The organism is Stenotrophomonas sp. YJH_SMC_36, assembly GCF_059369935.1.
Genome location: NZ_JCAFTD010000007.1, coordinates 42,935 through 67,939 on the forward strand (window position 1 = coordinate 42,935; position 25,005 = coordinate 67,939).

18 protein-coding genes are annotated in these 25,005 nt (G+C 67.1%); 8 read left to right on the forward strand and 10 right to left on the reverse strand.

All coding sequences use genetic code 11. The annotated features are described in order from the left end of the window. Positions 1-43 precede the first annotated feature (43 nt). Positions 44-1,066, reverse strand: a complete 1,023-nt coding sequence (gene tdh, locus AC5P76_RS14185; protein ID WP_053520036.1) for an L-threonine 3-dehydrogenase — start codon at positions 1,064-1,066, stop codon at positions 44-46. Positions 1,067-1,401: 335 nt separating this feature from the next. On the opposite strand from tdh, the gene AC5P76_RS14190 reads away from it, so the two are divergent. From AC5P76_RS14190 to AC5P76_RS14220, 7 genes are all read left to right on the forward strand, one after another. Continuing rightward, entirely contained in the window at positions 1,402-3,564 is a 2,163-nt protein-coding gene (locus tag AC5P76_RS14190) for a S46 family peptidase (RefSeq protein WP_253118861.1), read from the forward strand. 193 nt (positions 3,565-3,757) lie between these two features. Next, on the forward strand, positions 3,758-4,402 hold the full coding sequence (locus AC5P76_RS14195; RefSeq protein WP_053519451.1) for a histidine phosphatase family protein: 645 nt from the start codon (positions 3,758-3,760) through the stop codon (positions 4,400-4,402). Positions 4,403-4,447: 45 nt separating this feature from the next. Next, positions 4,448-5,719, forward strand: coding sequence for a bifunctional tetrahydrofolate synthase/dihydrofolate synthase (folC, locus tag AC5P76_RS14200; RefSeq protein ID WP_253118862.1), 1,272 nt, complete (start codon positions 4,448-4,450; stop codon positions 5,717-5,719). Between the two features lie 81 nt (positions 5,720-5,800). Continuing rightward, positions 5,801-6,811, forward strand: coding sequence for an SPOR domain-containing protein (locus AC5P76_RS14205; protein ID WP_253118863.1), 1,011 nt, complete (start codon positions 5,801-5,803; stop codon positions 6,809-6,811). Positions 6,812-6,854: 43 nt separating this feature from the next. Next, the gene (locus tag AC5P76_RS14210; protein ID WP_053519448.1) at positions 6,855-7,616 is read left to right on the forward strand and encodes a CvpA family protein; all 762 of its coding nucleotides are present in this window, start codon (positions 6,855-6,857) and stop codon (positions 7,614-7,616) included. A gap of 30 nt (positions 7,617-7,646) precedes the next feature. Further along, on the forward strand, positions 7,647-9,113 hold the full coding sequence (gene purF, locus AC5P76_RS14215) for an amidophosphoribosyltransferase (protein WP_065175938.1): 1,467 nt from the start codon (positions 7,647-7,649) through the stop codon (positions 9,111-9,113). Positions 9,114-9,123: 10 nt separating this feature from the next. Continuing rightward, complete coding sequence (locus AC5P76_RS14220) at positions 9,124-9,948, forward strand: ferritin-like domain-containing protein (protein ID WP_180875754.1); 825 nt, start codon at positions 9,124-9,126, stop codon at positions 9,946-9,948. A gap of 42 nt (positions 9,949-9,990) precedes the next feature. On the opposite strand, the gene AC5P76_RS14225 is transcribed toward AC5P76_RS14220, so the two are convergent. Then, positions 9,991-11,448, reverse strand: a complete 1,458-nt coding sequence (locus AC5P76_RS14225; RefSeq protein ID WP_253118864.1) for a T6SS phospholipase effector Tle1-like catalytic domain-containing protein — start codon at positions 11,446-11,448, stop codon at positions 9,991-9,993. A 225-nt stretch (positions 11,449-11,673) separates the two neighbouring features. On the opposite strand from AC5P76_RS14225, the gene AC5P76_RS14230 reads away from it, so the two are divergent. Further along, positions 11,674-12,927: a M12 family metallo-peptidase gene (locus tag AC5P76_RS14230; protein ID WP_053519444.1), complete on the forward strand. Its 1,254-nt coding sequence runs from the start codon at positions 11,674-11,676 to the stop codon at positions 12,925-12,927. Between the two features lie 54 nt (positions 12,928-12,981). Here AC5P76_RS14230 and lpxH read toward each other — a convergent pair whose 3' ends face one another. The 8 genes from lpxH to phoB all read right to left on the reverse strand — a co-directional run bounded on the left by lpxH (position 12,982) and on the right by phoB (position 24,945). Continuing rightward, a complete protein-coding gene (gene lpxH, locus AC5P76_RS14235) occupies positions 12,982-13,722 on the reverse strand; it encodes a UDP-2,3-diacylglucosamine diphosphatase (protein WP_053519443.1) in 741 nt (246 codons plus the stop codon). 58 nt (positions 13,723-13,780) lie between these two features. Beyond that, positions 13,781-14,320: a phosphatase PAP2 family protein gene (locus tag AC5P76_RS14240; protein ID WP_053519442.1), complete on the reverse strand. Its 540-nt coding sequence runs from the start codon at positions 14,318-14,320 to the stop codon at positions 13,781-13,783. Then, positions 14,301-15,446: a glycosyltransferase family 4 protein gene (locus AC5P76_RS14245; protein WP_065182471.1), complete on the reverse strand. Its 1,146-nt coding sequence runs from the start codon at positions 15,444-15,446 to the stop codon at positions 14,301-14,303. The genes AC5P76_RS14240 and AC5P76_RS14245 overlap by 20 nt, the downstream gene beginning before the upstream one ends. 166 nt (positions 15,447-15,612) lie before the next feature. After that, positions 15,613-18,543: a TonB-dependent receptor domain-containing protein gene (locus tag AC5P76_RS14250; protein ID WP_111186885.1), complete on the reverse strand. Its 2,931-nt coding sequence runs from the start codon at positions 18,541-18,543 to the stop codon at positions 15,613-15,615. 294 nt (positions 18,544-18,837) lie between these two features. Beyond that, a complete protein-coding gene (gene ppx, locus AC5P76_RS14255) occupies positions 18,838-20,364 on the reverse strand; it encodes an exopolyphosphatase (RefSeq protein WP_053519439.1) in 1,527 nt (508 codons plus the stop codon). A gap of 364 nt (positions 20,365-20,728) precedes the next feature. Then, positions 20,729-22,816, reverse strand: a complete 2,088-nt coding sequence (gene ppk1 / locus AC5P76_RS14260) for a polyphosphate kinase 1 (RefSeq protein WP_253118865.1) — start codon at positions 22,814-22,816, stop codon at positions 20,729-20,731. Positions 22,817-22,820: 4 nt separating this feature from the next. Continuing rightward, a complete protein-coding gene (gene phoR, locus AC5P76_RS14265; RefSeq protein WP_053519437.1) occupies positions 22,821-24,149 on the reverse strand; it encodes a phosphate regulon sensor histidine kinase PhoR in 1,329 nt (442 codons plus the stop codon). Between the two features lie 106 nt (positions 24,150-24,255). Next, entirely contained in the window at positions 24,256-24,945 is a 690-nt protein-coding gene (gene phoB / locus AC5P76_RS14270; protein WP_053519436.1) for a phosphate regulon transcriptional regulator PhoB, read from the reverse strand. Between the last annotated feature and the right edge of the window lie 60 nt (positions 24,946-25,005).

Below are 25,005 nucleotides of genomic sequence, written 5' to 3' on the forward strand. Positions count from 1 at the left end.
TTCAAGGGGGCGCGCCAACGGCGCGGGGTTCAGGCACGAATGGTCAATTCCAGCTCAGTACCACCTTGCCGGCCTTGCCTTCTTCCATCAGGTCGAAGCCCTTCTGGAAGTCGTCGATCGGCAACTGGTGGGTCATCACCTTGCCGAGCGGGAAACCGGACAGCACCAGCTGCGTCATCTTGTACCAGGTCTCGTACATCTTGCGGCCGTAGATGCCCTGCACGGTCAGGCCCTTGAAGATGATCTTGTCCCAGTCGCAGCCGGCACCCTTGGGCATGATGCCGAGCATGGCGATCTTGCCGCCGTGGTACATGCAGTCGAGCATGTCGTTGAAGGCGCGCGGATTGCCGCTCATTTCCAGGCCCACGTCGAAGCCCTCCATGTGCAGTTCCTTCATCACGTCCTTCAGCGAGGTGTTGGTGACATTGACCACGCGCGTCGCGCCCATGTCGGCGGCCAGCTTCAGGCGGAAGTCGTTGACGTCGGTCACCACCACGTTGCGCGCACCGATGTGCTTGCAGATGCCTGCGGCGATGATGCCGATCGGGCCGGCGCCGGTGATCAGCACGTCCTCGCCGATCACGTCGAACTCCAGCGCGCAGTGCGCGGCGTTGCCGTACGGGTCGAAGAAGGCCGCCAGTTCGGACGGAATCTGGTCGGGGATCGGCCACAGGTTGCTGGCGGGCATCACCATGTACTCGGCGAAGGCGCCATTGACGTTCACGCCGATGCCGACGGTGTTCGGGCACAGGTGCGGGCGGCCGCCACGGCAGTTGCGGCAGTGGCCGCAGACGATGTGGCCTTCGGCCGAGACGCGCTGGCCCACTTCATAGCCGGTCACCGCCGAGCCAAGCGCGGCGATGCGACCGACGAATTCGTGGCCGATGGTCAGGCCCGGCTTGATGGTGCGCTGGCTCCACTCGTCCCACAGGTAGATGTGCAGGTCGGTACCGCAGATGGCGGTCTTTTCCAGCTTGATCAGGACCTCGTTCGGGCCCGGGGTCGGCACCGGGACCTCTTCGAGCCAGATGCCCTTGGCCGCTTCGCGCTTGACCAGGGCCTTCATCGTTTGCTGCGCCATCGGGGTGGAACTCATCAGGGGGAAAGCGCGGATTATAGAGGTCTGCGCGGAATTCCAATGTTGCGCTGCGGGCGCGCTGGCGGAACGAAAGGCGTGCGCCGGCGGGCGTTTCGAACGTGACCGGCGTGCTCGCCGGGCATGGCCCGGCGCTGCCGGGAAATCGGGCGGCTCGCGCTCGCGGGGCATGGTCCCGCGCCATCGGGAAATCGTGCGGGTAGCGCTGGGCCATGCCCGGCGGGCCGGGGGCCATGACTTCCGGGGTTCGGGACAGGGCAGGGGGGCGGGCTACAATCGAAGGTTCCACTACCAGGGGCCGCTCCATGCGCTCGAACCTGCTTGCATTCTCCGTCGTCGCCAGCCTTGGGCTGGTCCAGGTCGCCCATGCCGCCGAAGGCATGTGGGTACCGCAGCAGCTGCCGGAGATCGCCGGCCCGCTGCAGAAGGCCGGCCTGAAACTGTCGCCGGAACAGCTGTCCGACCTGACCGGCGACCCGATGGGCGCGGTGGTGGCGCTGGGCGGCTGCACCGCCAGCTTCGTTTCCCCGCAGGGCCTGGTGGTCACCAACCACCATTGTGCCTACGGCGCGATCCAGCTCAACTCCACCGCCGAGAAGAACCTGATCAAGGACGGTTTCAACGCGCCGACCCTGAAGGACGAACTCAGCGCCGGTCCCAACGCCCGCGTGTTCGTGCTGGACCGGATCACCGACGTCACCGACCAGGCCAAGGCCGCCATCGCCGCCGCCGGCAAGGACCCGCTGGCCCGCACCCGTGCGCTGGAAGCGTTCGACAAGGCCCAGACCGCCGCCTGTGAAGCCGACGCCGGTTTCCGCTGCCGTCTGTACAGCTTCTCCGGCGGCAATACCTACCGCCTGTTCCGCAACATGGAAATCAAGGACGTGCGCCTGGTCTATGCGCCCCCGGGCAGCGTCGGCAAGTTCGGCGGCGACGTCGACAACTGGATGTGGCCGCGCCACACCGGCGACTTCTCGTTCTATCGCGCCTACGTGGGCAAGGATGGCAAGCCGGCCGCGTTCTCGGCCGACAATGTGCCGTACCAGCCGAAGCACTTCCTGAAGTTCGCCGACCAGCCGCTGGGCGCGGACGACTTCGTGATGGTGGCCGGCTACCCGGGCCGCACCAACCGCTATGCGCTGGCCGGCGAATTCAATGAAACCGCCGAGTTCACCTACCCGACCATCGCCCGCCATTACAACGAAGTGCTGGCGCTGATCGACAAGGCCGGCAAGGCCGACGCCGACGTCAAGGTCAAGTACGCCAACACGGCGGCCAGCATGAACAACGTGGCCAAGAACTACGTCGGCCAGCTGGAAGGCTTCAAGCGCATCGACGCGGCCGGGCAGAAGCGGGCCGAAGAGGCCGCCGTGCTGGCCTGGCTGAAGCAGCAGGGCGCAGCCGGCAAGCCGGCCCTGGCCGCACACGCCCAGTTGCTCAAGCACCTGGATACCAGCAAGAGTACCCGCGAGCGCGATCTGTTCGTCGGCCAGTTCAACAACACCTCGGCCGTGGGCGCCGCGCTGTCGCTGTACCGTCTGTCGATCGAACGCGCCAAGCCGGACGCCGAGCGTGAAGCCGGTTATCAGGAGCGCGACCTGCCGACCCTGGAAGGCAATCTGCGCCAGATGGACCGTCGCTACGTTGCCGGCATGGACCAGCAGCTGCAGCAGTACTGGCTGGACCAGTACGTCGCGCTGCCGGCGGCACAGCGCAACAACGAGGTTCTCAACCAGTGGCTGGGCGGCAGCGATGCCGGGGCCGTCAACGGCCTGGTGAAGAAGCTGGCCGGCACCGGGCTGGGCAGCCTCGATGCACGCCTGAAGTGGTTCAAGGCCGACCGTGCTGCCTTCGAGGCCAGCACCGATCCGGCCATCCAGTACGCCGTGGCCGTGATGCCGGCCCTGCTGAAGCAGGAAGAACAGAGGAAGATCCGCGAAGGTGAATCGCTGACGGCCCGTCCGCTGTACCTGCAGGCGGTGGCGGACTACAAGAAGAGCAAGGGCGAGTTCGTCTATCCCGATGCCAACCTGTCGCTGCGCATCACCTTCGGCAATGTCATGGGCTATGGCAAGGACGGTGTCCAGTACACCCCGTTCACCACGCTGGAAGGCGTTGCGGCGAAGGAAACCGGCGTCGATCCGTTCGACTCGCCGAAGGCACTGCTGGATGCGGTCAAGGCCAAGCGGTATGGCGGCCTGGAGGACAAGCGGATCGGCTCGGTGCCGGTGAACTTCCTGTCCAACCTGGACATCACCGGTGGCAACTCCGGTTCGCCGGTGCTCGATGCGCGCGGCAAGCTGGTCGGCCTGGCCTTCGACGGCAACTGGGAATCGGTCAGCTCCAACTGGGTATTCGACCCGGTGATGACCCGCATGATCGCGGTGGACAGCCGCTACATGCAGTGGATCATGCAGGAAGTGGCCCCCGCGCCGCAGCTGCTGAAGGAATTGAACCTGGCGCAGTAAGGTTCATGCTGGCGCCGCCGGGCCATGCCCGGCGGAATCCGTCTGCAATCCCGAAACCCCGCGATCCCCGTCGCGGGGTTTTTTCATGTCCCGACCGGCGCGATGCGCCGAACAGGTATCATCCCTGTTCCGCGTACTTCACAGGATGTGAACGAAACGCGGCCCTCTCCTCCCCCCAGGACTCCTTGCACGCATGCGCATCCTGCTTGCCCGCCACGGTGAAACCCCGTGGAACGCCGAAGGCCGCTACCAGGGCCAGATCGACATCCCGCTTTCGCCCATCGGCGAAGCCCAGGCCCAGGCGCTGGGCGCCCGCCTGGCATCCGTGGACATCACCCGTGCGGTGGCCTCGCCGCTGTCGCGCGCCCAGCGCACCGCCCAGCTGGCCCTCGGCGCCGACCGTGCCGGCACGCTGCAGACCGAACCGGATCTGCAGGAAATCGCCCATGGCGAGTGGGAAGGCCTGCTGGCCAGCGAGATCAACGAGAAGGACCCGTCGCGGTTGAAGGCGTGGCGTGAGGAACCCGATACCGTGCTGATGCCGGGCGGCGAGTCGCTGCGTCTGGTGCTCGAGCGCAGCTGGCGCGGCCTGGCACGCGCCAGCGAGGGCCTCGGGGAGCACGACACGCTGCTGGTGGTCGCACACGATGCCGTCAACCGGGTGATCCTGTGCAGGGTGCTGGGCCTGCCGCTGTCGCGGCTGTGGACCTTCCGCCAGGCACCGACCACGTTGAACCTGCTTGAAGGTCCGGACCTGGAGAGCCTGGAGGTCGTGCGCCTCAACGACTGCGCCCACCACACCCCGTTCTTCGGCGAAGCCAAGCACCGCGCCCTCTGATCCCTGTCCACATCGAACCACCCTGCTTCTGCTGGAACCGCTGCCGTGACGAACCTGCCGACCACCCTGGCCGAATGGCTGGATTACATTGAACGCCAGCACCCGGCGACGATCGACATGGGCCTGGAGCGCGTCCGCGCCGTGGCCACGAGGATGGGACTGGGCGCGCCGGCCAAGCGCACCATCGTGGTCGGTGGGACCAACGGCAAGGGCTCCACGGTCGCCTTCATCGAGGCCATCGGCCGCGCTGCAGGCTGGAAGGTGGGGGCCTACACGTCGCCGCACCTGCTCCGCTACAACGAACGCGTGCGCATCGATGGGCAGGATGCGGAGGATGCCGCTCTGGTGGCGGCATTCAACGCCGTCGAAGCTGCGCGTGGCGACATCACCCTGACCTACTTCGAGTACGGCACGCTGGCCGCCCTGCAGCTGTTCGCGGGGGCGGCGCTGGATCTGGCGGTACTGGAAGTCGGGCTGGGCGGGCGTCTGGATGCGGTCAACATCGTCGACGCCGACGTGGCCGTGATCACCACGGTGGACATCGACCATGCCGAGTGGCTGGGCGAGGACCGTGAAGCGATCGGTGCGGAAAAGGCCGGCATCATCCGCGGCTGGAAACCGGTGATCCTGGGCGAGACCGACCCGCCGTCGAGCGTGCTGGCACGGGCCTATCTGCTGGGCGCGAACGCCATCCGCGGCGGCAGCGACTACTTCTACGAGCCGATCGATGCCCAGCGCTGGCGCTGGCGCGATGTCGGCCTGCGCATGGAACTGCCGACCCCCGCGCTGGCCGGTCCGATCCAGCTGGCCAATGCGGGTGCGGCCATTGCCGCGCTGCGCGCGCTGGACCGGCCGCTGCCACGCGCGGCGTGGGCGGCTGGCATCGCCGCGGCCCGCATCAACGGTCGCCTGCAGGCATTCGATCGTGATGGCGTGCAGGTGCGGGTCGATGTGGGTCACAACCCGCAGGCGGCCGGCCAGCTGGCACGCGCGCTGAAGGCCGAAGCTGTCCCGGGCCGGACCCTGGCGGTCTATGCCGCGTTGCAGGACAAGGATGCGGAAGGCGTGGTGCAGGCGCTGCAGGAGGTGGTGGACGAGTGGACGCTGGCCGGCCTGGAAGGTCCGCGCGGACAGAGTGCGCAGCAGCTGCAGGCACGTCTGCATGGCACCGCTGCGGTCACCGCACGGCTGGTCGGCACTGTCGAGCAGGCACTGACGCAGGTGCTGGCACAGGCCCAGCCAGGCGACCGCGTACTGGTATTCGGTTCGTTCCACACGGCCGCTGCGGCCCTGCAGTGGTTGCAGCCCGCGCCCTGATCCACGTTCAGCCAACGCCGACGCCGTCCGGTCCGGCACCCGTATAATCGACCGCAACCCCCGGACAGTTGCCTGCCTCACGTGGATACGCCTCTGAAACAGCGATTGATTGGTGCCATCGTGCTGGTGGCACTCGCCGTGATCTTCCTGCCGATGCTGGTGAAGGGGCCGGCGCCGGACAGTGGCGTCGCCAGTGTGCCGATCGCAGCGCCCAATGCGCCCGCCGACGGCCAGTTCGAGACCCGTGAGCTGCCGCTGGTCGCCCCGGCCGGGGGGGCCACCGGCCTGCAGAGTGGGCAGGCCGCACCGCTGCAGGACGCAGCCACGCCCGCCACGCCGCCGACCGTGGACACCTCGCCGGCGGTGGCTGCCGGCAACTATGCGGTGACATTCGGCGCCTATGGCAGCAAGGCCGACGCCGATGCGGTGATCGCCTATCTGAAGCGTTCGCAGCTGCCGGGCTTTGCCGAGGCGGCGACCATCAACGGCCGGCAGGCGTGGCGCGTGCGCGTCGGACCGTATGCCGATCGCGCCCAGGCCGAGGCGGCCCGCCTGCAGGCGGTGAAGATCCGCTCCGACGTCCATGCCGAGGTGATCACGCTGGATGCGCCCGCAGCTGCGGCTGCACCGGCCGCCGCTGCTCCGGCGCCGGCGGCACCGTCGGCCAGCACCCCGGCGGCGGCGTCCACGCCGTCGGCCACGGGCAACCCGGTGCGCAGCGAGAGCCTGCCGCCCAGCACGCCGGTCGCCAAGCCTGAAGCACCGAAGGCAACGGCGACGCCGGAGGCGACGAAGCCGGTCGCCAAGCCCGAGCCAAAGCCGCAACCGCAAACCCCGGCCGCGCCGGCGGCGGGCGGTGTTGGTTTCGCGGTCCAGCTGGGGGCGTTCGGCCAGGCCAACGACGCCAACGCGCTGCGCGACAAGGTGCGCGCTGCCGGATTCAGTGCCTTTGTCGAGCAGGTCCGCACCGAAAAAGGCACCCTGCATCGCGTGCGCGTCGGGCCGGTGGCCAACCGCGCCGATGCCGAGCAGCTGAAGGCCCAGGTGGCGGCCAAGGTCGGCGTGGCCGGCATGGTCCGACCGCACCCGTGATCACGCGCGCTGTCCGCCGCTGTCGTCGGCAGGAGCGGGCAGCGTGATCGACATCGTGCTGGGCGTGCTGATCGGTGCGTCGGTGCTGTTCGGCTTCATCCGCGGTTTCGTCGGCACCGTGGTCGCGCTGGTGTCCTGGCTGCTGGCCGGCTGGATGGCGTTCACCTTCGGCAACGAGGCATCGCACTGGTGGGCGGCGCCCCAGCCACCCGGCACGGGTCACTATCTGGCCGGCTATCTGGGGGTGTTCGTGCTCACCGTGGTGGCGGTCGGGCTGGTCGGGCTGTTGCTGAAGGCAGCGATCAAACTGACCCTGCTGGGCGGCGTGGATCGCCTGCTGGGCGGTGCCCTGGGCCTGGTCCGCGGCCTGTTCTTCGCCAGCGTGCTGTTGCTGCTGGCCGGTTTCACCGCGTTGCCGGCTGAGCCGGCATGGCAGCAGTCGCAGGTGCGGCCGTTGCTGCAGCCGGCGGTGGCCTGGATGCAGGCCCAGCTGCCGCAGCTGGACGGCATGCTGCCACAGGCGCTGCCGCTGGACGGCCTGCTGCCGGGGGCACTGCCCTTGCCCCTGCTCGAGAATGCCCCCACCTCCTCGCAGGTATTGGGCAAGCCGGCGCCGACAGGCGATAATGGCGTTCTCAACGAGGTAGTGGCGGGCGGCGGATGGCCGCGGCCCGTGGACGTGGAGCGGGAGCCCCGGCCGGCCCCCACACTGCCCAGCAACATCGAGCCGGCGCCCGCGCGTCCGGCCCGGCCCGCGCCTGCCGCGGGCGGGACCCCAGGCCAGGCACGGCCACCTTCCTTGTAACTGGGCACAGCCCAGCGGAGACCTCGCACCATGTGTGGCATCGTCGGAATCGTCGGCAACCAGAACGTCGCCGGGCAGTTGTATGACGGCTTGACCGTCCTCCAGCATCGCGGCCAGGACGCGGCAGGCATCGCCACCGCCAACGGCAGCCGCCTGCGGGTGCAGAAGGCCAACGGCCTGGTCCGCGACGTGTTCGACGCACGCACCATGTCCACCCTGGAGGGCAGCGTCGGTATCGCCCACGTGCGGTATCCCACGGCCGGTTCGGAAGGCATGGACGAGGCCCAGCCGTTCTACGTCAATTCGCCGTATGGCATCGCCCTGGCGCACAACGGCAACCTCATCAACACCGAGGCTCTGCGCCAGCAGGTGTTCGAGCAGGACCGCCGCAACGTCAACACCGATTCGGACAGCGAAGTGCTGCTGAACGTGTTCGCCTACGAACTGGAACAGCAGCGCCAGCTCAGTCCGGAAGCCGCCATCCGCGCGGTGGCCGGGGTGCATCGTCGCTGCAAGGGCGGCTACGCGGTGGTCAGCGTGGTGCTGGGCCTGGGACTGGTTGCCTTCCGCGATCCGCATGGCATCCGTCCGCTGGTGCTGGGCAAGCGCAGCCATGCCGAGGGCGACGAGTACATCGTCGCTTCCGAATCGGCCGCACTGGACGTGCTCGGCTTCCAGCGCGTACGCGACGTGCAGCCGGGCGAAGCGCTGGTCATCACCGCGCGTGGCGAGCTGTTCTCGGAAATCTGCGCCGAACCGGCCGAGCATACGCCGTGCATCTTCGAGTACGTGTACTTCGCCCGCCCGGATTCGATGATCGACAATGTCTCGGTGCACAAGGCGCGCATGCGCATGGGCATCAAGCTGGGCGAGAAGATCCTGCGCCTGCGCCCGGACCACGACATCGACACCATCATCCCGATTCCGGACACCTCGCGCGATGCGGCGCTGGAAATCTCCAATGTGCTCGGGGTGAAGTACCGCGAAGGCTTCATCAAGAACCGCTATATCGGCCGCACCTTCATCATGCCGGGGCAGGGTGAGCGGGTGAAGTCGGTGCGGCGCAAGCTCAACCCGATCCACCTGGAGTTCCGCAACCGGGTGGTGCTGCTGGTGGACGACTCGATCGTGCGTGGCACCACCAGCCAGCAGATCGTGCAGATGGCCCGTGATGCGGGCGCACGCAAGGTCTACCTGGCCAGTGCCGCGCCGCCGGTGCGCTTCCCGAACATCTACGGCATCGACATGCCGGCCGCCGAAGAACTGGTCGCGCACAACCGCAGCGTTGAAGAAATCGAGGCCCACCTGGGCTGCGACTGGCTGATCTACCAGGATCTGGAAGACATGGAAGCGGCCGTGAGCGAGGGCAACCCCGCACTGCGCAACTTCGACTCGTCCTGCTTCAACGGCCACTATCCCACCGGCATCGAACCGGGCTATTTCGAGCGCATCCAGCAGCTGCGTTCGGACGACGCCAAGCACAAGCGCCGCGCCTGAGGCCAAGGGCGTGGTCGAGCTGGCCGACGTCGGTGGCGACCTGCTGCGTGCCGCGCAGCAGTGCCTTGCAGAAGCCGATCCGCTGCGCAAGGTGGCCCTGACCCAGGCTCATGCCGCGGCATTCCGCGGGGGGCGGCTGAAGGTGGCGGTGGATGCGCCGCCACCGGAGCCGATCCGGATGCCGGGCAGGCCGGACCGCTTGGTACTGGTCCATCCGCGCGAGGTGCCGCGGCGTGGCCTCGGTGGCGTGGAAGGGCGCGCCGCCTTCATCCATGCCATCGCCCACATCGAACTCAATGCGATCGATCTGGCCTGGGATGCCGTGTATCGCTTCCGCGGCCTGCCCGCAGCCTTCCATGCCGACTGGGTCAGTTGTGCCGATGACGAGTCGCGGCATTTCATGCTGTTGCGTGAGCGCCTGCTGGCACATGGCCACGACTACGCCGACTTCCCTGCGCATAACGGCCTGTGGGAGATGTGCGAGAAGACCGCACATGACGGCCTGGCACGCATGGCGCTGGTGCCCCGCGTACTGGAAGCGCGCGGCCTGGACGTGACACCGGGCATGATCGACAAGCTGCGCAACGTCGGCGATGGCGAGACCGCGGATGTGCTGGAGATCATCCTGCGCGAGGAAGTGGCGCACGTCGCCGCAGGTTCGCGCTGGTACCGCTGGTACTGCGAACGTGCCGGCGTTGAACCGCGCGCACGCTTCAAGGCACTGCTGGTCGAGTTCGCAGGCGGTTACCTGCATGGTCCGTTCAACCTGGAAGCCCGCCTGCTGGCGGGCTTCGATGCCGACGAACTGGCCAACCTGGTCGAACAGGCCGGCTGACCGGCAACGCGGGAGCCCAGTCCCGCCCTGCGCGGGCGCGTCTCATGTGTTCGGCAGCACCACCCGCTTGCCATCCACGGTGGGGCGGTTGATGTAGAACAGGCCGGGACCGGGTCGATACGGCAGCTCGCTCACGCCGGCATCGGCCGCATAGGTCAGCGCGGTATCGCCCAGTGCGTCGAAATTCCAGTGTGCCGACTGCATCAGGTAGCGCCTGCGCAGCAGTGCTTCCTGGGCCGGGGTGAGGGCCTGGCCGGCCATCAGCCGGCGCGCGATCGGCAGCAGTGCGTCGGGCAGTTCCCAGCCGGCAACCGCGTTGGCATCTGCGCGCCAGCGTACGCCGGCGGCGATGGCCTGCTGCTGCATCACCTGCAGGGCCACCAGCTGGTAACGCCAGTCGATGCGCCGACGCAGCACCACTGCCGCGGTGACGTACAACACCGGCGACAGCAGCACGCTGCGGCTGCCGGCGCGGCGTTGCTGCTGCCACTGGTGCCAGACATCGACCCACACTTCCTTTTCGCCCAGCCCGAGCTGCTGCCGCCAGCGTTCGGCATCCGCCTGCGCCTCGGCGTACACCGTCGTGGCCTGAAGCTGTGCCAGCGGGGGGATTTGGTAGTCGGCCACGCCTGGTCGGCGCAGCTGCTGCCGGCGTGGGCGACTGAGCAGCTTCGGTCCTTCCTCTGTGTGGTTGTAGCCACCGCCGATGTTGGCGTGCACGCCGGGCAGTGCGATCTCCACGTGCGCTGCGGCCACCCGCGTGAGCGGGTAGTGCTGGCGATGTTCGTCGCGTGCGACCAGTTGCACGACACGTCCGGCGATGTCGGCGGCGAGGGCGACGCGTGGTCGCTCTTCGGCTCTTCCCCCGCTTACGGCGACGACCGTGTCGAACAGGCCGATGAAGCGCAGCAGCGGCCGTGCCGGCGCGAAGCCGGCGGCGCACACCAGCCCCGCGTCCTGCAGCAGTTGCTGCCAGCGGGCCGTATCCCAGGCCTGCAAGCGGTTGGCGGCATCGCGCGCCGCCGCCGCCCCGCGCGAGTATCCGAACAGATCCAGCTGCACGGCCTGCACGGGCCTGTGCCAGCGCGCGGACACGCTGGTCAATGCTGCCGGCAACAGCTCGTTGAGCGCGCGCTCGACCTTGGCACGCACACCGCTGGCGCCGATGCCGAAGGCCAGTCCCAGCAGATCGTCTTCGGCATCATCGCGGGTGCCCACCCCTTCCACGTAGATGGCCAGCGAGGGGAACGGCAGCGTCTCCTGGCGGCTGTCCGGATACAACCGGTGCAGCCGTGCGACGTTGGTCAGGCCATTGTCGTAGCTGCTGGTCAACCGGCTCTGATAGGTCGAATCATCGTCGGCGCGCAGCACGGCAGGGCGGGGTTGCGGCACCTGGACGTGTCCGCGCGCCAGGTTGTGCGCGTTGTTGCGGGTGCCATCGAAGAACAGACCAATCCGCAGCACGGCGGCATCGTCATGGGTGTCCTGCGCTGGTGCCATGTGCATTCCCCGTCGTGGCTACGTCACGGTAGCGCGAAAGCGGTGTGTTGGCGAAGTGTAGCGACGCTGTTGACCTGACTGAACGCAGATGCGGTCGATCACAGATCCAGATTCTCATTCCCACCGCCTATTGAATTCACACGACCTGCGCAGGCCAGATGGCCGGACCCGACACAACGGGTCGTGCTGCATCACTGCTGTTCACTTCATTCAAGGAGCGACGAAATGATGTCCAGATCGATTGGCAAGACGGCGGGTGGCCTGTTGCTGGGAATGTCGGTGGTTGCGGCCGCCGGTGCTGCACCGTTGTTCGAGCCGGTGACGGTACTCAGTCGTGCATCGGCAAGCAGTGAACCTGCGCTGGGCCGGTTGCTGGCGACGCCGTCCACGGCCGCCGTGCAGGAGGTGCGGGTCGATGCCGCTGCCACCGCGCAGCCGCAGCTGGAGTTCGAGCTGCTTGGCCAGCGGGTGCAGGCGGTACGCAGCAAGGTCGAAACGCTGCCCGACGGCGGCTCTGTCTGGTACGGCCAGCTCCGCTCCGCGTCGGGCAGGCTGCAGGCGGCCACCTCCAATGGACAGGATGACCCTGGCAATTCGGTGATCCTGGTCCGCTCCGGCGACACGCTGACCGGCTCGATCCGCAAGGACGGCAAACTCTACCGGTTGCGTCCGCTCGGCAACCGCCACGTCCTGGTGGAAGTGGATGAATCGCGGATGCCGGCCGACCACCCGGCCGACTACAACCAGTTGCCGAAGATTCCGCTGCCGGCCGATGACCGCATCGGCATTGCCCAGGCGTCTTCGGGAACGCCGGCGACCATCCGCGTACTGGTGGTGGCCACCAATGCCGCCGTCGCCGCCTATGGCGGCAACATGCAGTCGCTGGTGCAGCTGGCGGTCGCCGAGTCGAACCAGGGCTACACCAACAGCAATGTCGGCCTGACGCTGCAGCTGGCCCGCTACGAGACCACCAGTTACAGCGAATCCGGCGACTTCAATACCGATCTGGCACGTTTCCGCGGCACCAGCGACGGCTACATGGACAGCATCCACAGCAGCCGCAATACCTACACGGCCGATGTCGGCGTGCTGCTGATCAACAACGCGTCGTACTGCGGCCTGGCCTCGGGCATCGGCTCAAGCGCATCCACCGCATTCGCGGCGGTGTACTGGGATTGCGCGACCGGCTACTACTCGTTCGCCCACGAGATCGGCCACCTGCAGAGCGCGCGGCACGATCTCGCCAACGATCCGAGCACGTCGCCGTACGCCTATGGCCATGGCTATCGCTATGAGCCGTCCAGCGGTACCGGCTGGCGCACCATCATGGCGTACAACTGCACCCGCAGCTGCCCGCGCCTGAATTACTGGTCCAATCCGAACATCAGCTACAACGGCATCCCGATGGGCACTGCCAGCACCGCCGACAACCAGCGCGTGCTGGTCAATACCAAGCACACCATCGCCGGCTTCCGGTAACCGGTACTCGGGGCGCACGACCCGGGGTCGTGCGCTGCCGTGGATGGACGGGCCTCAGGTCAGCGAATCCAGCGTCCAGCCCTGTGGGGTCACGCGCAGTACCGAGCCCTGCTCGTACCAGTCACCCAGAACGATGCGGGTGCAGCTGCGTCCGCCGGCCTGCAGCGCATGGATTGCAGGGCGGTGAGTGTGGCCGTGGATCATGGTGTCCACGCCGTGACGGATGAAGGTGGCCTCCACTTCGGCCGGGGCCACGTCGGTTACTGTCTCGAACTGCGCGCGGTCGCCCTGTTTCATTTCCGACTGCCGTGCCTGGCTCGCTTCACGGGCCTTCTGTGCGAAGGCAATGCGTGCGGCCAGCGGTTGCGAGAGGAACTGCGCCTGGAATGCCGGATCACGCGTCTGCGCGCGGAACTGCTGGTAGGGAATGTCGTCGGTGCACAGCAGATCGCCGTGCTGCAGCAGCACGGCACGGCCGTACAGCTCGATCACGCAGGGGTCGGGCAGGATGCGCAGGCCGGCGCGGCGTGCGTAGTCTTCGCCAAGCAGGAAATCGCGGTTGCCGCGGATGAAGTACACCGGCACGCCGCTGTCGGCGAGCGTCCTCAACGCGTCCGCCACCGCATCGGCGGCGGGTGAGGGCGTGTCGTCGCCGATCCAGGCCTCGAACAGATCGCCCAGGATGTACAGCGCGTCCGCGCCGGGCGCCTGTTCGCGCAGGAAACGCAGGAACAGGTCGGTGATTTCCGGACGGCTCGGGTCCAGGTGCAGGTCGGAAATGAACAGCGTGGTCATGCCTGCATTCTAGGTCATCGCGGATACCGGTAGCGCCGGGCCATGGCCGGCGAGCGCATCACACCGGCAGCGGCAGCCAGGCCAGGCTGGCCGACGCCAGCAGTGCGGCGATGCCGGTGGCGGCCAGCACATCGCTGGGGTAATGCAGGCCCAGCACGACCCGCGACAGGCCCACGCCGAGGGTGAACGGCACCAGCAGCGGCGCCAGCCAGGGGTAATAGGCCAACGCCACGATGGTGAACGACACCGCGTGCAGGGTATGCCCGGACGGGAAACTGAACTCGTCCAGCGGGGCCACCCAGGCCCGGATGCGCAGATCGGCGGCATACGGGCGGGGGCGCCGGGTCCAGCGCTTGAGGCCCTTGTACAGCAGCAGCGCGGCCAGGCCGGTGGCGGCCATGTGCACCGATGCGCGCAGCCCGTCGAAGCCATCGATCGCCACCAGTACACCCATCAGCACGTACCAGAACACGCCGTCGCCAAGCCGGCTGATGATCGAGAACAGACGGCGCACGCGGCGGCGCCGGCAATAGTGGTTCGCCCGCCGGCACAGGCGTGTTTCGCTGCCGCGCAGCAGTTCAAGCGGCGTGGTGCGCATGGCCAGTCCTCCGGGTGTTCGCCAGCTCGGCCAGCAGCGCATCGAACTCGGCCACCACCTGCTGCGGATGCAGCCGCTTCATCGCCCGTGCGGCCTGGCTGCCCAGTTCGCGGCGCAGCGTGTCATCGCTGGCCAGCTGCACGGCCGCTTCGACGAATTGCTCGTCGTTGTCCACGGCGGCACCGTTCTCGCCGTTGCGCAGGTACTCACGCGCCGCGCCGTAATCGAAGGCCACCGTGGCCAGGCCGCTGGCCATGCTTTCCAGGGTCACGTTGCCGAAGGTCTCGCTGCGGCTGGGGAACAGGAACAGATCGCCGCTGGCGAAATGGCGGGCCAGCGCTTCGCCGCGCTGGATGCCGCAGAAGATGAAGTCGGGGTTCTCATGCGCCAGCTTCTCCCGTGCGGGCCCGTCGCCGACCCAGACGAAGCGTGCCTTCGGCCGTATCTGCTGCAGGCGGCGGAACGCCTTCACGGCCAGTCCGAGGTTCTTCTCGGCGGCGATGCGGCCAACGTAGATCGCTGCCAGGCCGTTGCCGTCGATGCCCCATTCCTCGCGCAGGGTGGGGTCACGCCGGCCCGGGTCGAACTGCTGGCTGTCGACCGCGCGGGCCAGCAGCCGGACGCGCTCGAAGCCCTGTTCGGCAAGGAACTGTTGGAGCTCGCGGGTGGGCACGAGGGTGGCGTCGGCCTGGTTGTGGAAGCGGCGCATCCAGCGCATCGCGGCGGCCTGCAGCCAGGCGACCCCGTAGTCGGGCAGATACTCGTCGAAGCGGGTGTGGAAGCCGCTGGCTACCGGGATGCCGAGGCGTCGCGCGGTACGCAGCGCCGACCAGCCCAGCGGGCCTTCGGTAGCGACATAGATCGCATCCGGGCGCTGCTGCTGCCAGTGGCGACCGAGCCGGATCGGGGCCGGCAGGCCGAACCGCAACCCGGGATAGCGGGGCAGGGCGGCGCCGGGCACCAGCAGGGTACCGGGAGCGGAATCCAGCGCTTCACTGGCCTGGCGTGGCCGGATCAGGTCGATCTCGTGCCCGGCCGTCCGCAGGCCCTGTTCCAGTCCCTGCACGGTCAGTGCGACGCCGTTGACTTCCGGCGGATACGTCTCGGTGACGATGGCATAGCGCATGGCGGGCCTCCGGTTTCCCGGCATGCTCGGGCCTGGCGATGTAGCCGACATGACGGCTTGACGACACAGGCATGACAGACGCGCAGGAGTGCCGGCGGCGGGGCCGGGGCCAGAAAAAACCACGGCCCCGAAGGGCCGTGGTCGTGGAGCGTCGCAGTGCGATCGATCAGAAGCGCTGCTGGTACTTCATGTAGATGAAACGACCGATGTCGTAGCCACCGTAGTACGAGAACGCGGAGTTCGGCTTGCTGTACATGATCGGGCCGGACTTCTCGAACACGTTGTTGGCGCCGACGGCGACGGTCGCATCCCACGGCAGGTTGTAGCGGAACTGCACGTCGTGGAAGGTCACCGAACCACGCTCGTTGTAGTTGCGCGAGCCCTTGTACCACGGTGCATACACGCCCGGATCGGAGCACTCGTCCGGATACAGACCGATGTTGGAGCAGGTCTCCTTCACGCCCGAGTAGTAGCGCGCGGTCCAGGTCACGCCGAAGTCACCCAGATCGTAGCCCAGCGCCAGGTTCGAGCGGACGCGGAAGGCGCTGCCGATGCCGTTGGTGACGATCGGAACGATCGAGCTGTCGTTCGAGGTGCGGTAGGTCGCACTGGACACGTAGGTGGTGGCCGAATTCACGTTGAACTTGCCGAACCGGGTGTCCAGACGGTAGCTCACATCCAGGTCGTAACCTTCGGTTTCCATGAAGCCCGCATTGCGGTTGCCGAACTTCAGGTTGGTCACGATGCCCGTCACCGGGTCACGCTGGAAGCGCGTGCAGCGCGAATCGATGCCTGCTTCGTAGCAGTCCTGCAGGATCTGGGTCGGCGTATCGGCAATGATCGTGTTGTCGATGCGGATCTTCCACCAGTCCAGCGAGGCGTTGAAGCCCTGGATGAAGCTCGGGCTCCAGACCAGGCCCAACGTCTTGCTGGTCGAGGTTTCCGGAGTCAGCAGCGGATTCGAGCCGGAAGTGAACGGCACCGGCGTGGCATCGGTGGAGGTGTTCACCGGAGTGCCGCCCTGGCGCAGCTGGCGGAAGGTATCGGCATTGGCGATGTCGCGGGCGCAACGCGAACGGACTTCGGCGCTGGAGGCCGAGGAACCGAAGCGGGTGTCGCACGGATCGCTGAACTGCGCGAAGGTCTCGGAGCCACCACCGAAAAGATCGTTGATGGTCGGGGCGCGGAAGCCCTCCGCCCAGGTGCCACGCACCATCAGCGAGTCGATCGGCTTCCACTTGAAGCCGAACTTGCTGTTGAGGGTGTTGCCGAAGGTGTTGTAGTCCGAGAAACGGGTAGCACCGTTGAAGCTCAGTTCCTTCGCGCCCGGCAGATCGGCCAGCACCGGAACGTTCACTTCCAGGTAGGCTTCATTGACGGTGTAGTCGCCACCGGTCGGGCCAGCCGCGAGGTTGGTGGTGGCGCCGGTCTGGGCCAGGGCATCCGGGGTGTACTTGCCTTCTTCCTTGCGGCTTTCCACGCCGAAGGCGAAGCCGAGGTCACCGGCCGGCAGGGTCACGATGCTGCCCGCGATGCTGGCGAAGAAGTTCTTGGAGGTGGTGCGGCCCTTGGTGATCTCATCCGGGAACAGCCACGCCTGCAGTTCTTCGTTGCCATAGATGCCATCGGCAGCGGTGGTGCCGTACGGAACCAGCGGGTTCCACGGCTTGCAGACGTCGTAGGAGATCGGAGCAGCGGCCGTGCCGCACTGCACCTTGCCGGTGGCGGCGTTGAAGAAGGACGGACCTACGCCGGCCGCTACGCGACCCTTGTGCAGGTTGCCGGTCGCCACCGATTCCAGCTCGTTGCGGTTGTACTGGTAGCCCACTTCCCAGTCGAAGTAACGCTCGCCGATATCGAACGAGCCGTCGAACGACGCCACCGCGCGGTAGGTCTTCAGCTCGCTGGTGGTCACGCGCGGCACTTCCCAGGTGCGGCGGTTCCAGGCCACCGCAGTCGGGGTGGCGAAGCCGTGCTGGTTGCCGAACGGGTTGAAGTAGCTGTCGATCGACATGGAGCCGACACCGGCGGTGCTCGACTGCAGCGGATAGCCCGCGATCTGGCGGGTGGACTCGCGCTGGTTGTAGCCCAGCTCGGTGCGGAAGTTGACGTTGTCGGTGATCTTGAACCGGCCGTCGAAGTAGATCGAGTCGCGCTTGACCGGGTACATCACGTGCATCTGGTCGTTGGCGTTGCTCACGTCACCGGTGAAGGGCGTGGAGTTGGTGAGGTGGTAATTGGCCGGATTGGTCGGGTCCGTGCCACGGTTGAGAGAGTAGCCACAGCCTGCCGGAGGCGTCGCATTGCAGCCGGGACCGCGCACGCCGGTGAACTGGCCGTACTGGCTGATGGTGGTCCAGTTGCTGCTGTCGTTCGGGTGGCGATCGGTCATGCCGTACTGGCTGAAGCCGCGGTCACGTGCCCACACGCCCTTCTCTTCTGCATGCTCGGCCGACAGGGTCAGCGAGATGCGGTCGTTGTTCCAGCCGGCGACCACGTCGAAGCGGTCGCGCGCGCCGTCACCCTCGCTGTACTGGCCGTGGTAGACGTTGGCGGTCACGCCGGTGACGTTGGAGCGGGTGATGATGTTGACCACGCCAGCCATGGCATCCGAACCATAGATCGCAGAAGCGCCGTCCTTCAGCACCTCGATGCGCTCCACTGCCGACACCGGCAGCGAGGAAACGTCCTGGTAGCCGGACGTGCTGATGCCCAGGCGCTTGCCGTTGACCAGCACCAGCGTGCGCTGCGTGCCCAGGTTGCGCATGTCGATGTAGGTGCCGCCCGCGTTCTCGCCCGCGGTCAGCGCGTTGGCGCGGCTGATTGCCGGGCTGCCCATCGCAGTGACGTTCTGCAGGATGTCGGCAACCGAGCTGAAGCCCTGGCGCTCGATATCGTTGCGGCTGATCGCGAACACCGGCTGGGCGGTTTCCACGTCGACCTGACGGATACGCGAACCGGTGATCTCGATACGGTCCAGGTTGGTCGGCGAAGCAGTGCTTTCGCTCTGGGCGAACGCGGGCAGTGCCGCCAGCGTTGCAGTGGTAGCCAGGGCATAGCGGATCGCCTGCCCCAGGGCGGTGGTGCGTGAAGTCATACGAGCTCTCTCTCTCTCAGGTCGTGCAACGGACGCCAAAAAGGGCGTCGAAGAAGCCGGAAGGTCGTGCGACCGGACCAGCAACCCGATAGTAGTCTCGTTGGTTAATGCTGTGTAAAGAGGGTGTGTCGAACAAATTAACGCTTTGTCACAAATCCTCACAAAAAATGAACAAAAGCAATCGCTTACGGTGCCGTCGCGGATGGACCGCCAACGACCGGCTGACGCGATGCAGCAGGAAAAGCCGCCAGATTGCGCAAAGTGTCACCGAATGTAACGCCGAGGCGCGCGTATTCAGGCAACGAAGGGACGGAACTGGATGCCGAGGCCGGCGATGCCGTCGGTCTCGCCGATCAGGTCGGCGCGCAGCAGCGGCCGGGCGTCGATGAACGCCTGCGGCACGATCAGCGACAACCGGTTGTCATCGGCGGTCAGTTCCAGCGGCGGCAGCGGAGCGTCCTCATGGGCACGGTTGAGCAGCACCGCCAGGCGCAGCAGCGCGGCCAGCCGCCGCGCGGTCAGCAGCAGGCGCTCGGGCAGGGCGTCGAACGCGGTCTTGCCCACGCTGCGGCGATGGCTGCGGACCAGGGCCGCCAGCATCTGCTGCTCCTGCCGCGAGAAGCCGGCGATGTCCGAGTGTTCCAGCACGTAGCTGCCATGCACGTGATAGCCGCTGTGGGCGATCATCAGCCCCAGCTCATGCAGGCGTGCCGCCCAGCCGAGCATGCGGGCATCGTCAGCGTCGAGCTTCCAGCGTTCCTGCACCTGCTCCAGCAGCGACAGGGCGGTGTCCTGCACGCGGTCGGCCTGGACGGTGTCGATGCCGTAACGGTGGGTGAGCGCAGCGACCGATTCGTCGCGCAGGTCGTTCTCGCCGGCACGGCCGACGATGTCGTAAAGGATGCCTTCGCGCATCGCGGCCTTGCTGACCAGCAGCTTCTGCAGGCCCAATGCCTGGAAGGCCGCCTCCAGCACCAGGATGCCGCCCGCGATGATCGGGCGGCGATCGCTGGACAGGCCCGGCAGCACGATGTCGTCGATCTTCTTGGCCTTGAGCAGCTCGTCGCGCAGCTGTGGCAGGGCTTCGGCGGTGATCGCCCCCTTGCTCAGCTTCATCGTCGCGCAGATCTCGCTGATCGCCTTGTGGGTGCCCGAAGAACCCAGTGCCTCCTGCCAGCCCAGCGCACGGTACTTGCTGGCGAAGGGCTGGAACTCGCGACCGATCTCGGCCAGTGCATCCTTCCAGCGCTTCTTGCTGAGCTTGCCGCCCGGAAAGAAGCGGCGGGTGCTGGCAATGCAGCCGGCCTGCAGGCTCTCGCGCTCGAGGGTCTGCATGCCCATGCCGATGATGAACTCGGTCGAGCCACCGCCGATGTCGATCACCAGCCGGCGCTCGCCCGGTTTGGGCGGCTGGGCATGGGCGACGCCCAGGTAGATCAGGCGCGCCTCCTCCCGGCCGCTCACCACTTCAATGGCATGTCCCAGCGCGGTTTCGGCGGGAACCAGGAACGACTGCGGTGAACGCAGCTGGCGCACGGTATTGGTGGCCAGTGCACGCACGCGGTGCGACGGGACATTGCGGATGCGCTGGCCGAAGCGGGCCAGGCATTCCAGTGCGCGTTGCCGTGCCGCAGCCGACAGGCCCCCCTTGCCATCCAGACCGTCGGCCATGCGCACGGTTTCGCGCAGGCGGTCGATCACCCGCAGCTGGCCGAGCGTGTAGCGCGCGATGACCATGTGGAAACTGTTGGAGCCAAGGTCGATGGCGGCCAGCAGGTCGCCATCCTGCAATGCGGGCGGAGTCGTGGTGGTATGCGGCATGGGCGAATGTTAGCCGAAGGGGCGGTGTGCTCGTCACCGCATGGCCTTCACATTTTGTCGGGGGGCGTTCGGTAGTGCCGGCCGCTGGCCGGCAAGGTCAACGTCAACGTCAACGTCAAAAGCGGGTTTTCTGAGGGATGGCGGGGTGGGACCGGTTGAGGGGGACGCCGTCAACCCATCCATGGGGGCTTGGTCACGGCATCCATGCCGCTCACACCCCCTCAACCGGACCCACCCCGCCTTCGACAGTTGGCCGCGGCCTGCCGGAACGACACGGGGTCGGATCCCGTTGCTGCGCAACGGGCTCTGACCCCGGTGTTCTACATTGGACGCATTGTGCCGACCAAGGCCGGCACCTACCGGGTCAGAGACCCTGCATCAATGCCATCTGCGCCGAATGCGGGGCCTCGTCGTGGGCCGGGGCACGCTTGCGGTAGATGCCATCGGCATCCAGTTCCCAGGCGTTGAGGTTGTCGTCCAGGTAGTTCTGCAGGACTTCGCGGTAGACCCGCTTGGCCAGCGTCGGATCCAGGATCGGGAAGCAGGTCTCGACCCGCCGCAGCAGGTTGCGCTCCAGCCAGTCGGCGCTCGCGCAGTACAGTTCGGGCGCACCATCGTTGCCGAACCAGTAGACCCGGCTGTGTTCCAGGAAGCGGCCGACGATGGAGCGGACACGGATGTTGTCGGACACGCCCGGGACGCCGGGACGCAGGGTGCAGGCGCCACGGATGATCAGGTCGATCTGCACTCCGGCCTGCGAGGCGGCGTACAGCGCGCGGATTACCTGGGCCTCGTTGAGGGCGTTCATCTTGGCGATGATGCGTGCCGGGCGGCCGGCGGCCGCGATGCGCGTCTCGCGCTCGATCCGCGCCAAGATGCCGGTATGCAGGGTGAAGGGCGACTGCAGCAGGCGCTTGAGCTTCATCTTCGAGGCCAGCCCGGACAGCTGCTGGAACAGCAGGTGCACATCATTGCCGATGTCCGCATCGGCGGTGATCAGGCTGATGTCGGTGTACGCGCGCGCCGTACCGCTGTGGTAGTTGCCGGTGCCCAGGTGCACGTAACGGCGCAGCTTGCGGCCTTCGCGACGCACGATCAGCAGCATCTTGGCATGGGTCTTGTAGCCGACCACGCCATACACCACCTGTACGCCGGCTTCCTGCAGGCGATCGGCCAGCCCGAGGTTGGCCTCTTCATCGAAGCGTGCGCGCAGCTCGACCACCACGGTCACATCCTTGCCGGCACGTGCAGCCTGGATCAGCGCATCGACGATCAGCGAATCCTTGCCCGTGCGGTACAGGGTCTGCTTGATCGCCAGCACGTTCGGATCCAGCGCCGCCTGGCGGATCAGGTCGAGTACGGCGGCGAACGCATCGAAGGGATGGTGCAGCAGCAGGTCCTGGCGCGCCACGGTCTCGAAGATGCCATCGGTGTCGCGCAGCGTGCGCGGCGTCATCGGCGGATATTTCAGGTCTGGCTGCGCGATGAGGTCGTACAGCTGGATGATGCGGTTGAGGTTGACCGGGCCGTCGATGCGATACACCGCGTTCTCGGTCAGGCCGAAGTTCTGCAGCAGCGTACGCACGATCTCGCGCGGCATGTCATGGGCGATTTCCAGCCGCACCGCCGGCCGGTAGCCGCGGTCGACCAGTTCATCGCGCAGTGCCAGCGCCAGGTTCTCCACTTCCTCCTCGTCCACCACCAGCTCGGAATTGCGGGTCACGCGGAACTGGTAGGCGCCCTGGACTTCCATGCCCGGGAACAGTTCATCCACGAAGGTGGACAGCACCGAGGACAGGAACACGAAGTTCTGCGAGCCACCGAGTTTTTCCGGCAGCTGGATGATGCGCGGCAGCGAGCGCGGTGCGCGCACGATGGCCAGGTGGCCGGCGCGGCCGAATGCATCGGTGCCCTTCAGCACGACGACGATGTTCAGCGACTTGTTGAGGATCTTCGGGAACGGATGCACCGGATCCAGGCCCAGCGGCGACAGCACCGGCATGATCTCGTTGCGGAAGTAGGCCCGCAGCCAGCGCTTTTGCCGATGGTTCCACGAATGGCGGCCGAGCACGCCGATGCCGGCATCCATCAGGGCCGGGCGCAGTGTTTCGTTCCAGCAGCGGTACTGCTGGTCCACCAGTTCGGCGGCGCGTTCATGGATGGCGTTGAGGATGGCCTGCGGGCTCATCCCGTCCGGAGCCGGCGGCAGACCGTATTCCTGTGCGTGGCGGACAGCGGCGGCCCGGATCTCGAAGAACTCGTCGAGGTTGGTGCAGGAGATGCACATGAAGCGCAGGCGCTCCAGCAGGGGCACCTGCGGGTCCATGGCCTGGGCCAGCACGCGGAAGTTGAAATCCAGCTGCGACAGTTCGCGGTTGATGTACAGCGCCGGATCGCGCAGCGGATCGTTGTCCGGGCTCACGGGGAGAGGGAGGGATCCGAGGCTGCTCATGGCTTCATTCTTCGACGGAGGTCAGGGGGGCGGACTCGCGCGGGCGCACGTGGTCGGCATCGAAATGACAGGAGAACACCGATCCTTTGCCGACCTCGCTTTCGATCTCCAGCCGCGCATGGTGCAGGCCGAGGATGTGCTTGACGATGGACAGGCCGAGGCCGGTGCCGCCGCTCTCGCGCGAGCGGCTGCTGGAAACGCGGTAGAAGCGCTCGGTCAGCCGCGGCAGGTGGGTTGCCGGGATGCCATAGCCGGTATCGCGCACGGCCAGCACCGCGCCGTCGCCTTCGCGACGGAACTCGACGGTGATGCGGCCGTCGGCCGGCGTGTAGCGCACTGCATTGGTGACCAGATTGGAGAAGGCGCTGTGCAGCTCCTTGGTCGAGCCCTGCAGGTCGACGCCGGCAAGGTCCTCGATGCTGATCTGGTGGCGACCCTGGCTGTGGGCCTCGGCTTCGCGACGCAGCGTGGCCAGCATCGGCTGCATGGCCACGACTTCCTCTTCGGTGTGCTCCTGCGACTCCAGCCGCGACAGGGTCAGCAGGTCTTCCACCAGCTGGGCCATGCGCTGGCTCTGCTTGCGCATCTCTTCAAGCATCGGGCCGGTGCCGGGGAAATCCTCCGGATCCATCATGTCCAGGTAGCCGTGCACCACGGTGAGAGGGGTGCGCAGCTCATGTGAAACATTGGCGACGAAATCGCGGCGGACCTGCTCCAGGCGCAGCAGCTTGCTGACATCACGGGCGATCAGCAGCCAGTAGTCCGACGAATACGGAATCAGGCGGAGGTTGAGGCGGATCGCTGGATCGACCGGCGAGGGCACGTCCAGGATCGGCTCGGCGTTGCGACCGCCGGCCAGCCAGTGGGCCAGCGGCATCGGCTGCAACCGCTCGACAAGGGCCTCGCCCAGGTCGCCCGGATGGTGCAGGCCAAGCAGGGCCGTGGCCGCTTCGTTGAACCACTGCACGCGCTGGCTGTTGCGGTCGAGCACCACCACTGCGTCGGGCAGCGCGGCGGCCGCGGCGCGGTAGCTGCGCAGCATGTCCAGCAGGCGCCGCTTGCGCACGCGCATTTCGACCTGGTTGCGGTACAGCAGGCGATCCAGTTCATTCCACACGCCCGTGCCTTCGGCGGTATCCCAGCGCTGGCGCGCGGTCAGCCGGCGCAGCACGCTGCGCAACCGCCAGTAATGCCAGGCCAGCGTCGCCAGCGCGCCCAGTGCGACGCACAACCACAGATGGCCCGTGAACCATCCCACCAGTCCGGCGAACAGCAGTACCGCGGCGACGGTAGCCAGCGTCTTCAACCAGGCAGAGCGGATGTGGCGGGGCATTGCGGTCTCGTCGATGAGGTGCGGTGGTTCACTGGAATGAACCAAGGGTTATAGCAGAGTTGCCGGCATCGGCACCCGTGGGTGCGCGATGCCGGCACGACGGGACTCAGGTGGCGGTCGAGAAGCGGTAACCCGCGCCGCGCACGGTCTGCACCATGTTCTCGGCATTGAACGGTTCCAGCGTCTTGCGCAGGCGGCGGATGTGCACGTCGATGGTGCGCTCCTCCACGTACACGCTGCCGCCCCACACGTGGTCGAGCAGCTGGGCGCGGGTGTACACGCGCTCGGGGTGGGTCATGAAGAAGTGCAGCAGGCGGTATTCGGTCGGGCCGATCGGCACCGGCTGTTCGTTGGCGAACACGCGATGCGCGGCACCGTCGATGCGGATCGGACCGACCGCCACGCTGCCGTCCTCGTCGTCTTCGCGGGCGCGGCGCATGACCGCACGGATGCGGGCCAGCAGCTCCCGGGCCGAGAACGGCTTGACCACGTAATCGTCGACGCCGGCTTCCAGGCCGCCGACACGGTCGTTCTCCTCGCCACGCGCGGTCAGCATGATGATGGGCACCTCGCGGGTCAGCGTCTCCTTGCGCCAGCGGCGCGCCAGGTCCAGGCCGCTGGTGCCGGGCAGCATCCAGTCCAGCAGGATCAGGTCGGGAACACGGTCGGCGATCGCGGTCTGGGCTTCGCGGGCATCACCGGCATGAACCGGCTCGTAGTCACCCTTGCGCAGGGCGAAGGCGACCATTTCGCGGATCGCGGGCTCGTCATCGACGATCAGGATACGTTTCTGCACGAGGGCACCGTAGGGCTCGGTTACTGGACGGGTGCCAGTAGACTACGGTTTGATGACATG